10 protein-coding genes and 1 pseudogene are annotated in these 10,799 nt (G+C 37.7%); 2 read left to right on the top strand and 9 right to left on the bottom strand.

All coding sequences use genetic code 11. The annotated features are described in order from the left end of the window. Positions 1 to 278, top strand: a pseudogene (locus tag CI597_RS19420) (IS3 family transposase); the annotation flags it as partial. A gap of 259 nt (positions 279 to 537) precedes the next feature. Here the strand turns inward: CI597_RS19420 and CI597_RS09040 are convergent. The 3 genes from CI597_RS09040 to CI597_RS09030 form a co-directional block, all read right to left on the bottom strand. Then, positions 538 to 1,320, bottom strand: coding sequence for a zinc ribbon domain-containing protein (locus tag CI597_RS09040; RefSeq protein ID WP_095142930.1), 783 nt, complete (start codon positions 1,318 to 1,320; stop codon positions 538 to 540). A 675-nt stretch (positions 1,321 to 1,995) separates the two neighbouring features. After that, the gene (locus CI597_RS09035) at positions 1,996 to 2,223 is read right to left on the bottom strand and encodes a hypothetical protein (RefSeq protein ID WP_235824584.1); all 228 of its coding nucleotides are present in this window, start codon (positions 2,221 to 2,223) and stop codon (positions 1,996 to 1,998) included. Positions 2,224 to 2,438: 215 nt separating this feature from the next. Further along, positions 2,439 to 3,542, bottom strand: a complete 1,104-nt coding sequence (locus tag CI597_RS09030) for a 5' nucleotidase, NT5C type (RefSeq protein WP_024727451.1) — start codon at positions 3,540 to 3,542, stop codon at positions 2,439 to 2,441. A 129-nt stretch (positions 3,543 to 3,671) separates the two neighbouring features. Between CI597_RS09030 and CI597_RS09025 the strand changes: the two genes are divergently transcribed. After that, positions 3,672 to 3,992, top strand: coding sequence for a hypothetical protein (locus CI597_RS09025; RefSeq protein ID WP_024727450.1), 321 nt, complete (start codon positions 3,672 to 3,674; stop codon positions 3,990 to 3,992). 33 nt (positions 3,993 to 4,025) lie between these two features. On the opposite strand, the gene CI597_RS09020 is transcribed toward CI597_RS09025, so the two are convergent. The 6 genes from CI597_RS09020 to CI597_RS08995 form a co-directional block, all read right to left on the bottom strand. Continuing rightward, the gene (locus CI597_RS09020; protein WP_024727449.1) at positions 4,026 to 4,802 is read right to left on the bottom strand and encodes a PP2C family protein-serine/threonine phosphatase; all 777 of its coding nucleotides are present in this window, start codon (positions 4,800 to 4,802) and stop codon (positions 4,026 to 4,028) included. Then, positions 4,799 to 5,314, bottom strand: coding sequence for a hypothetical protein (locus CI597_RS09015; protein ID WP_024727448.1), 516 nt, complete (start codon positions 5,312 to 5,314; stop codon positions 4,799 to 4,801). Before CI597_RS09015 ends, CI597_RS09020 begins: the two co-directional genes overlap by 4 nt. Continuing rightward, positions 5,290 to 5,970: a hypothetical protein gene (locus tag CI597_RS09010; protein ID WP_024727447.1), complete on the bottom strand. Its 681-nt coding sequence runs from the start codon at positions 5,968 to 5,970 to the stop codon at positions 5,290 to 5,292. The genes CI597_RS09015 and CI597_RS09010 overlap by 25 nt, the downstream gene beginning before the upstream one ends. A 112-nt stretch (positions 5,971 to 6,082) precedes the next feature. After that, complete coding sequence (locus CI597_RS09005) at positions 6,083 to 6,694, bottom strand: hypothetical protein (RefSeq protein WP_024727446.1); 612 nt, start codon at positions 6,692 to 6,694, stop codon at positions 6,083 to 6,085. Between the two features lie 12 nt (positions 6,695 to 6,706). Beyond that, entirely contained in the window at positions 6,707 to 8,977 is a 2,271-nt protein-coding gene (locus CI597_RS09000; protein WP_095142929.1) for a VWA domain-containing protein, read from the bottom strand. A 12-nt stretch (positions 8,978 to 8,989) separates the two neighbouring features. Further along, entirely contained in the window at positions 8,990 to 10,681 is a 1,692-nt protein-coding gene (locus CI597_RS08995) for an AAA family ATPase (RefSeq protein ID WP_024727444.1), read from the bottom strand. Positions 10,682 to 10,799: the final 118 nt, after the last annotated feature.

Genomic DNA, 10,799 nt, shown 5'->3' with positions numbered 1-10,799 from the left:
CTTGGTCTGGCAATGGAAACAAACATGAAAGCAGATCTGTGTGTCCATACAATGGAAAACGCCCTGACTGCTTATCCTGCACTGGAAGGCGCTATCATCCACAGTGACCGTGGAACACAGTACACCAAAAGCAGATGACTGTAGAGGAATTAAAGGTACTCATTTGGAGATACTTCCTCAGCTACTGGAATAACCGGAGGATATGCTCTGCCAATGGCGGGCTTCCACCTATGATAAAACGCAGGCAGTATTATGAGGATTTGGAACTGGCCGCATAGTCAGTGATATGCTTGAGAAAAATGTGTCAACTAATATTGACAATATCAGAGATTATTCAAATATCACCATCCTCTCGTGAAAAAGCAAAAAGCTTTTTAAATTCTATCTTTGATTATGCCATTCAGCATTTCTATGCAAAACAGAATATAGCCCGCAAATTTTCTATACAACAGCTAAAAAAAGAGATGCCTTATGACATCTCTTTTTTGTAGACGACTGCAAAAAAGCAAAAATTAAAAACTATGAAACGTTTTGAATTTATAAGGAACGATTCTGTATATATAAATTTTTATTTTGATACTCTTCTTGAAATTCATGCATTGTTTCAATAAGTTCTTTATCACTAATGCCTAAAAAATTAATAAAGATTCTTACTGTCTTTTGTTTTTGTTTTTTCTTTGCCTTACGTTCAGCTATAGCATATTTTCTTGTAGACTCATATTTTTCATTTTTCGTTATAAATTCTATGACTAAAAATCTGGAATTATTTTGTAAATCTATATGAAAATTCCTGATTTCATTCCAGCCAATCATTCCTTTAAATCCGCTATTAGTTGAATAGCTATAGAAGCCATCTGAATTTAATACAAACCATGGTCTTTTCGCACAATTTTTATAATTCAATAAAAGGAATAATAAAAAAGCACCAAAAAGTATAATGCATAGCCAGCCTACAATAATTAATCCATCTGGATTTCCTGTTAAAAAACGACCTGGTCCAGTGATATGATATTCCGCCAATTCCTCTCTGCTTTGCCCCAAAATAAAAAGGCCTCCTCCGACACCACATATTGACGCAAAAACTAACCACAAAAATTTACTTTTTGAATTATATATGACGTATTTCTCCATATTTCTGTTTGATGGTATTTCTTTTTGATTTAACTGAGCCCCACACCATTCACAATATAAGGCATTCTTAATACCCTCTCTACCACACTTTGGACAGATTACTGTCTTTTTTTGATTCAACTGAGTTCCGCACCACTCACAATACAAAGCATCCTTTACGCTTTCTTTTCCACACTTCGGACAAATCATACTCTCTCCCTCCGAATCTTTCTCTTTTGTAATTAAATTATAACATAAGGTTCTGCTCCATAAAAAGACTGGACAGAAATGATTCTAGTTCTTTTTGCATTTTCTTTCATCTTAGAACAGTGCTTCGAAGAAGATTACAAGCCATTAAAAACACGCCAAATTTTCTAAACTTTTTAGGTCCCGGTGGGATACACTAAATTTGGGGTGGGATACAAACACCCTCCGGTGGGATACAAATCAAAAAGAAAGAAAACGGTGGGATACAAATTTTGTATCCCACCGAAGGCCTCTTTTTTGCTCCCCGAAACCCACTGTCAAAAAGATTTTCCGTGTAACCGTTCCGTGTAATTTGTAACCTATACGTAACCTACGCACACCAAAAAAGGACCTCTGACAGCCACTTACACCATCAGAGATCCTTATTTTAAGCCATTCCTTAGAACTTACCTTCTTTAGCAGCTTCCTCAATCGAATCTGCAAACTCCCTTTTTATGCCGTTTACACCCACCGTTGTAACCAACGTGTAACCAATCTAAAAAACTCAATTAATTCTTAAGTAACAAAAGGTAAATACATCTTCATTTTTGCTTTTCATAATTAGTATATCACTTTCCATTTTATATTAAAACCACAAGAAAAAGACCGCCTTGCTTGACGGTCTTTTTCTTGAGAATCTCATATAACAAATCCAGTATATTCCCAGAATTGATAGGCAGAGATGTAATAATTATATCGTCCGGATGCTTCGTTCTTCGCTGCAAAACCAAACGGAAGCCGACGCTCCCTCAGTCCTGCCCGGATAAACTCTTGTTGTTTCTTCATCGCATTGGCTGCCTCGTCGATTGTAATGGATGTTTTTGAAAAAACCGGCATTGTTTTTTCAAAGGTGTCCCCTTGATTCACAACGATTCCTGTGTTCTTCCAGAAGAGGTAGGGACTTATATAATAATCATTTTTGTAATCTCCGTTCACATGATAGCCAGCGCCAATTTGCAAAATATTCTTAGATATCAAATGTCGTATATATAAAGGACTTTTTTGCATAAGTTCTGCTACAGTGGTAACTGGAATATTATTTCCGCTGAAATATGGGTACATTCACGAACCTCCTTTTCTTTTTACTTTCCAAATAACTCCGCTGCCATTCTTCTATAATCTCCGTCGTTTATAATCGTCTTATCGCAAAGCTGTTCATTTCTCAATTCGTCATTTAATGATAATAAACGAAATGTCTTTTCATCTTCATCGATGTCTTTTTGGAGCAAGCTTTTAATAAGTTCATTCTTTGACCTTTTCAGATATATAAGTACAGTCCGCTTTGGATGATTCGACTGCATCGTGACGGCACCACAGATATCAAGTGGAATAACAAAATCTTTTCCTGAGAAATCTTCCTCTCTCAACAATGTTGTTCCGTACATTTCACTTGCATAGACAGTGGTTTCTGCAAAAAGGCCCTCATCTTCCATTTGATGAAAACAGTCTTTCGTAATGTAGATATAATCTGTTTTGTCATAATCACTTCTAAATGGTTTTCTGGTCGTATAAGATTGCATCCTTTGCATATTTAAATTCTTCGTTAAGTATCGCACAAATCCCGTCTTTCCGCTTCCAGATGGTCCTACAATGCAATAAATCTTTTCTTTCTTATACTCTAAATCATATAAAGGTGTCTGAACATTCAGGATATTTTTGATCAAAGTCAAAAACTGCTGATAACTTGTTACAGATAGAAGCCCTGTCATGGTATGGTTCCAAGGTTTTCTGAAAAGTACCGGATAAGCGGCTCCAGAATTTAAAACATTATGCTGCCCATCATCCAATATAATATCTGCTTCCACTACGTCTTTCCGACTTGTTATAATGATATTCTCCCGAGGGAAGAATGGAAATTCTTCGATAATCCGCTCTATGCGGATACCCATACAGTTTGCAGGTACTGCTGTTGTAATGATGACATCCGCGATCTTAAGTAATTCTAATAAGAATTCCCTGGCCCCATCCATAACAGGCTGATTTCTGCAAAATTCCTCATCTTTGTAAAACTCATGTATGATATCAATCCTTGATCCATTGCTCCCCCACTGCTGGATCTCTCGGATACTAAGCGGCGGATCATAATCATACTTCTTATTTGCAAGTTCCACAGCATAATCATTGCAGCGGAACAAAACATCGTCTGCATCCAAAGATATCAGTGGTCTCATCTTTTTTCTTCCCATTTCCTTATCTCCTTTCATCAATGAACTTTTTCTATTCATAGTATGGAGAAACTGTTTTAAATCAAAAAATCTCCCTTTGATTTGTCATACTATAATTGAGCGGGAGTGAAATCACAAAGGAGGTTGATTATGAAAATATTGGTTATGGGAAAGGAATATAAATTAAATGGAAAAGATGTGGATGCCTCAAAAAAGATGGCCTTAGATTATTTTGATAAGGTGAGAAAATTATCTGTACAGCATATAGCTCCGAAACTCTACTGGACGTCTATCGTCGTCATGCATGTAGTAACAAATGAATTGTTAAACTCAATCGACTCAGAGTCTCTTGCAATGCTTTTAAATGGAGATGATTCTTTAGAGCGCGCTGAATTAATCAAGCGAAAAAAACGGATCTTTCGAAACAAAACAAATCCGAAACCCCCATTAAAACACTCAAATTTGACCTAGGCATGAAAACAGGGCGCCAAATGCGCCCTGTTTTTACGGTTTATTAGGATAAAATATTGCAATACCGCTTGCATTATCAGGATATTGCTCACTGATCGCTGCCTTAATTAAAATTTCGATTCCCTCTTGGCAATTAGATGCATTGATAAATAATTCCGCCATGGCCTCTGGACGAATAGCATAGTGAATTCCATCTGTCGTAAGTAAGATGATATCATCTCTTTCAAGAGTGAGCCAACCAGTCTCAATTTCCGGTTCTAATGCCACCCCAATGCCGCCATAGACCTTTAGTCGTTCAGGAATAGCATAATAAGTTTCTTCATCAATTTTTCCTTCATCCAAGAGCTTTCTTGCTCCTGTTTGGTCTTTTGTAAGCTGTGTCAGCCGCATGATACTCGCCTGATCAGGACACATTAGATAGATTCTCGTATTTCCCGTATGAGCGTATGTCAGATATCCATCTTCATCTGCCAAAACCATAGAAACACTTGCAGCAAAGCCTCCAAAGCGCTCCTCATTTCCCATTTTAAAGCCTCCAAGAACCCGGTTTGCCATCAGAATACTTTCTTTCATAATCAACTCTACATTGTTTAAAAAGACGCGTTTATCCTGCTCAAAGAGACGACGTATCATCAACTCAATCTCATTACATACAATTTGCCCTGGCTGCAGTTCGCCTTCGTGAGAACCCGCTCCATCTGCGATGATACAAAGTACATTCTCTTCATCCAGTTCAACTCCCTGTATGAAGTCTTCATTTTTTGTTCTGGAAAACCCCTTGTCACTTTTTCCTCCATAAATATATTTCAAGTTTCATTATCCTCCTTTGCTTTTTGATATGCTTTCATAAAAATCTCTAATTCTTCCGTTATTTTTTTTGAATAGGCCAAGTGCTGATACAAAAGCTCTGTCCTTGGAATAGGGATACTATCCTTCACGCTGGCATTTAATAATAGACGAAAGTCATAAAAAATGGTATTGATCGCCTCTGCTCCTTCCCTACTTGTTTTCGTATGTTTCTCAGGGGCGACTACATTCTTCTCACTGTCTTGGGTCCGTTGGAACTCCATAACTCCGAAGGCATCTGAGAGCCGTTGCCACTCTGCCAGGAAAGAGTCCTTATCCATGGCTCCGGAAATGTATAGTGCATAGACATCATCTAAATTTTGTGAAAAATCTGCCAACATATAGATCTGCTCTTTTTGCTTCAGTATCCATTCGTTTCCGGTAATGCCATTGACCTTTTGCGTAATATAAAATAGAGTGGAGGTTAGAAAAAAGACAATTGTAACGACAATCAATAGCTTTTTCTTTTTCTGCATTTTTTCTCCTCCTTATAAAGCATTTGAAATTTGCAAAGATGGTATAATAGATCGTCTCTTTGACTATCAGGCAAAATCGCATGAAGCGCATCCACTGGGTAGGGAAATGTATCTTTACATGGTCCTAAAAGACGATATTTTTTTAAAGTTTGATAAATTTGGGGCGTATCTGAAAATGCCTCATATGCACTAAATATATTTGGAAACTGCATATATCGACTGATCATATAATGAAGACAGATTCCGAATCGAAGCATTCCTTGTGTCCCAACAAAATAGTCCTTCGGAAATTTCCCTGCATCTTCTGCTAAAATCTTCTCATATGTGTGTATCGTAATCTGACGATCTGACATAACCCTTGTTTCAGGATACATTTTCCACTTTAGGAACCAAAGATCCTTTTTGATATTAATTTCAGGTGGACATTGGATGTACTTTAGTAAGTTGCTAAGTTTCATCTTTTCTATGATTTCTTGGTTCAAGTAATGATCAATATTTGAAACATTACATTTGAGATGATCACAAAAAGCTATCTTTAAAATAGTAAGTGCATTTTTTTCATTTTGCACTTTAGAATAGTGAAATAATGAAACTGAGAAATTCTTTCGAATCCCTAGTAAGATCTCCTCGTACTCAATCCGTAATATTTTCTCCATAAGTATCAGCTCCCCTCTGATTTTTATATTGTTCCTTTATCTATAGTATGAGAACACTTAATTTTTCCTCATAGAGTAAAAAAGGGAAACCCGCAGGTTCCCCTCTGTAATATCAAGCATCTGAGCATTTCTTTTTTAAATACCCTAATAAATCCTTTACACTTTCTCTCTGTATTTCAATTTCTGCCTGATCAACGAATAAATGATAATCCATATATCCATAGTTTTGCAGCCCATATCGGATGCCTTCTCCAATAACAGGATTGAATGTTTCAAAAAACTCAAGAACATCTTCTTTTTGATAAGAAGAAACATCCCTATTTGAAATAGTAATCCAATATTCCCTGCATTTATCTTTCAGTTCTTTCTTTAAACTTTCCTTTGAAATCTTATTCGCATAAGAAAACAGCCAAACGGAAGCCTGGTCACTCTCTTTTTGTTGCAATGTAAGAATTTCTTCGGATGTCTTCCCAACATAAGGACCAAAACAAAATGGTACATCACGTTTTTCTTTCAAAACAGAAGACGCATTTTTTGGAATTTTAGGTGGTTCTTCTGGCTTATGGTTTGCGGCAGGAATCAATCCTTCTATTTTTTTGATTTCGATCGTACCGGACAAAACGCTGGAGACGAAATCCGCAATCAATTTTTTTTGATCTTTGTCTATTCCTTCAAAGGCCACAATGACTCTTCCACCGTCTTCCCAAATTTTTATATCCTGCATGACTTCCTCCTTTTAATATGTATCCCATGTTTTTACTTTGTCTTTGATGATTTTCCCAAGTTGGCCAAAAAGGTCGTCTATTTGTGCTACATGAAGAAATACGGTTCCGTAAATCTTTCTTAGATTTTCCGGACTGCAGTCTCCGATTCCAATGGCAACAACATCACAACTTTTCTCTGCTTTCTTGACAGCGATTCTACAATCTAAAACGCCATCTACTGTTCCTACAGTATGGCTTGGCATTCCATCGCTGATCATAATAAGGAGCTTATGTTCCTCCGTTCGCTTTTTTAGACGCTCTGTCAAATAGCGAATGGTATAGGCATCATTATTGCAGCCCCCGGCATACATCGTAAGAATCGACATTCTCTCTGCTTTAGTGTTATTCCATTTCACAAAATGCTTCTGGTCGGCATCTACAGATCCTGCATCATATCCAAGTAAATAGACCGGTATATCAAGCTGATAAAAGGCCTCACAAAGGGCAATTCCAACCTGCCTGGCAATTTGAATTTTTTCACCTGACATAGAACCAGAATTGTCGACACCAATTGCAATGGAAACATCAGAATTATTTGGAACCCTTCTTCTTGTAAACACTCTCGGTGTAATTCTTTCATTCTGTACTCTCTTAAGACTTAGTCTCCCACTTCCTTTAAACATTTTTTCTTCTGCCGCTTGAATAAAGAGCCTGCGAAGCTGCCTTGTTAAATTTCGAATTTTTCCATCCATGGACGATAAAACAGCATGGTATGTATCTTCATACTTCAACTTATCCGCAGTACTCAACTGCATGTTTTCATTACGAACTATCATTTTTCCGTATCCCGGACAATTTATATTAAGATCAAGTTCAACTTCATCGGATAGGAGTTCATCATGTTCCTCCTGTAGCATGACAGTCTTTTCTCTTTCTATTTCATCAACGGTCATTTGAATATCCTCGGCCGTCAATTCGTAATCTTCTTCCGTAACATCCTCTTCCGTAAAGGTTTCGTATCCTCCATCAGAATAATAAGTACTATCCCCATGCAAAGATGTAGAATTCTTTTGGTGAACAGGATTAGGTTCGCCTACTTTTCTGCTATTTGATGCATCTTGGGGTGATTCTTGCCCCTCTCCTTTCTCTCCAGAAGTAGTGTTATGGCCATCACACGATGCATCTCCATCTTTAGCACTGTTTTCCTCTTTTTCCCTTGACTCAGAGTCTTCCCTCAATGTTTCCTCATCATTAGCTTCCTCATAATGAATCTCATAATTCTCCTCTTGATTCAATAAATCAGTTTCCTTTTCTGATAAAGCCGAGGCAGACGAGCCAATAGAAGAGCTATTATTCCCAGAACCTCCATCTGTTACTAGGACAGTGGCTCCATCTGGAATAGGCGATGAGCCATCCTGAGATGAAATATTGCTGCTATTCTCTGCAAACTTTCTAAGTTCCTCCTCCGTGACTTTTCGGACGGTGATTCTTCGCTTCTTTTGTGTAGAAGATCCAGAATCTCCATCTGTCGGTGTAAACTCACCAAAGCTCCCTTGTCCAGAAGCCTCGCTTTTTCCGGCATCCTCAAAGAGTTGGTTAAGCATATCAGTAAGTGCCTGTTCATCTTTTGCATGTTCCTCCCATAAGGGCCGGCTTATTTCAAAAACATTTACCATATACCCAAGAGCATCTTGAAACTTCGGTGTTTCAATAGCCTTCAAAACATACGATACCGTCTCTTCGAAGTACTTCTTCGCTTCTGGAAATGTAAATTCACCTTTTAAAAATCCACCATCTCCAAATTGAATCAGAGCGTTGAAATACTGAGATAAAGCGTTTTCTGATTCCTCAAGAGGTGACGCTATCTGGTAGATATAGTGAATTGTATACCTTAAACATTTGATTAAGACTCCTCCGACATATTGTGATGCAAAAAACTCGATTCTTGGGTCTTCTATTACATTTACAATAAAATGAAATATTTTTGCTTCGCTTTGAGACAATGAATTATTCTTCACCCAATATTCCTCATATTGAGAATCCGTTATAAGCTGATGCATTAACTCATGACAAAATATCCCCTTTAAAAAAGAAGGACGTTTTTTCGCCTCAAGTCCCATGACGATTGAATGATGGCTGTTTAAATAAATCAGGGCTTTTTTTCTCTTACAAATTGTATAGGCAAGATCATCATTATAGTTTGCGTTAGGAACCTCCACAACTGGTATGGCACGTCCTGTGATTCCCCTGGCAATTCGAGACAGAGATTGATATAGCGCCCTCATTTCTTTTGCATAATCCATAATCTCCTCCTTTTAATCAATACAAGTAGCAACGACACTTTCATTAATCTCATTTGCGATTTCTAAATCATTTTCTGCAATTTTACCAATCATCGTGTCATACAAGGCCTCTTTTAGAGTTGAGCCTTCGCTCATATCATCCAAAGCCCCAATGCATTGTCTCAAAGACAAGGACAACGCAATCTCTGGAACGTTATACTGTTCGATAAGTATTTCAATAATTCTCTTGTAGTAATGATATACATTTTCACAATCTTGTTGATCTTGATGCTGCCTAGTTAAGACATGAATGAAATCTTCCCTGCTCGGATCATCAATAATATAGGTATTTTTGAACCGGCTGCTAAAAGCCTGAGAAAGTGGTCTGGAACCCGCAGTTCCCGTATTCATCGTTGCAAATACAACACACAAAGGATGCCGATGTACTTCTTCATATCCATTTTTATTAAGTAAAAATGGAGCTTCGATCGCTTGTCCCAAGCATCCCATAACAATGCCAGGATCAGCAAGGTTTACTTCTTCTAAAACGACCATTCCACCATTTTGAAAACACTTTAAAAATCTCGTTTCCACAAATGTCAGATTCCCATCAACGACTTTTGTCATTCCCTCAAACGTGTCCTCTTCTATATTCTTAGAAAGAGGAACTGTATAAAGGGGAATGCCAAGTGTTGCACAGATAGCTTTTACCATCGTTGTCTTTCCGGTTCCCGGACGTCCAACAAGCAATGAATTTACATAGTCTTTCCCGATTGCATCCAGCCCAGATAATCCCGCGTCCATTCGTTCAATGATTGAGGTGCATTTTCTATGTACCTTTCTTACCGCCTTATAAAAAGCCTGGTTCGGAACAAATCCATCCAAAAAGGAAAGATCCGGAATCATGCACTGCGCATCTTTCCAATCCAGATTTAATCGGTATTCTCCTGCGCGGCATTTTTCATAAGTCACCCGGATTCCAGCTTTCTTTTGTGATGCAGCTGACTGCTTTGGTGTAATGTTATCCATTTCCGCCAGATGACTTTTTAGATGTGGTGCAATTTCATCAAGAGCTGTGTAATTTCCGGTATGCATGGCTTGAAGAAATTCGGCTGCGTCATGTGTTTTTAAATAATCCTTCTGTGGATCTTCTACATAAACAATGCCCTTTCCTAGCATCTGGTTTGCCCATCCAAAATAATTCAAGTCACAAAACAACAATACTTTTTCTGTAAACTGTTCTCCATTGTCAATGTTTTCATCATAAAGTCTGACGATTTCGTCTAACACTGCAACCTCAGAGTTCCCAGCACCATATAGCTTAAATAGACCCTTTAACATGCATGGTAGCATTCTGCGAAAAAAAGATGGTATTTCATTATCATCCTTATTATCAAGCCAAATGATCTGATCATCCGTAAAGAAACACTCCAAATCTGAACTGCCACTTTTTCGATACATCAAATAGAGAATGTCATTCTCATAATTGTAAACAGCATTGATGCCATCCTTAGACTTTTGTTGAAGAATCCATTCCAGCACATAGGCCGTCGCATTAATCTTTGCCTGAGTAGATGCAGTTTTTGTGTTCCTCCTTTCCTGTGATAAGGCGATCCCTGATGGACCGGTCATACCAAGCGTGTAACCTGTTTCAAAAACCCCTACATTCGCCCATAGTCCTGTCTTTTGAAATAATTCCTTTGCAATCTCCACTTTCTTTTTCATGAAATATTCCTCCATAAATCTTCTTAGGCAGTTCCTTCATTTTCAATAAATTATCTTGAAAATCCCCCTTCCTATTGATGAAGAAAAGTGTATGAATTTATTATCTTCTCCTTTTCTT

The organism is Anaerostipes hominis (ex Lee et al. 2021), from assembly GCF_002270485.1.
Lineage (GTDB): Bacteria > Bacillota > Clostridia > Lachnospirales > Lachnospiraceae > Anaerostipes > Anaerostipes hominis.
Note: the sequence above shows the minus strand (reverse complement) of the source record. Positions and strands in the feature narration are given on the sequence as shown.

Coding starts and splice junctions, on each gene's coding strand:
- CI597_RS09040 (WP_095142930.1), bottom strand. CDS start 1,320: ATGATTTGTCCGAAGTGTGGAAAAGAAAGCGTAAAGGATGCTTTGTAT.
- CI597_RS09030 (WP_024727451.1), bottom strand. CDS start 3,542: ATGGGAAGAAAAAAGATGAGACCACTGATATCTTTGGATGCAGACGAT.
- CI597_RS09025 (WP_024727450.1), top strand. CDS start 3,672: ATGAAAATATTGGTTATGGGAAAGGAATATAAATTAAATGGAAAAGAT.
- CI597_RS09015 (WP_024727448.1), bottom strand. CDS start 5,314: ATGCAGAAAAAGAAAAAGCTATTGATTGTCGTTACAATTGTCTTTTTT.
- CI597_RS09010 (WP_024727447.1), bottom strand. CDS start 5,970: ATGGAGAAAATATTACGGATTGAGTACGAGGAGATCTTACTAGGGATT.
- CI597_RS09005 (WP_024727446.1), bottom strand. CDS start 6,694: ATGCAGGATATAAAAATTTGGGAAGACGGTGGAAGAGTCATTGTGGCC.
- CI597_RS09000 (WP_095142929.1), bottom strand. CDS start 8,977: ATGGATTATGCAAAAGAAATGAGGGCGCTATATCAATCTCTGTCTCGA.
- CI597_RS08995 (WP_024727444.1), bottom strand. CDS start 10,681: ATGAAAAAGAAAGTGGAGATTGCAAAGGAATTATTTCAAAAGACAGGA.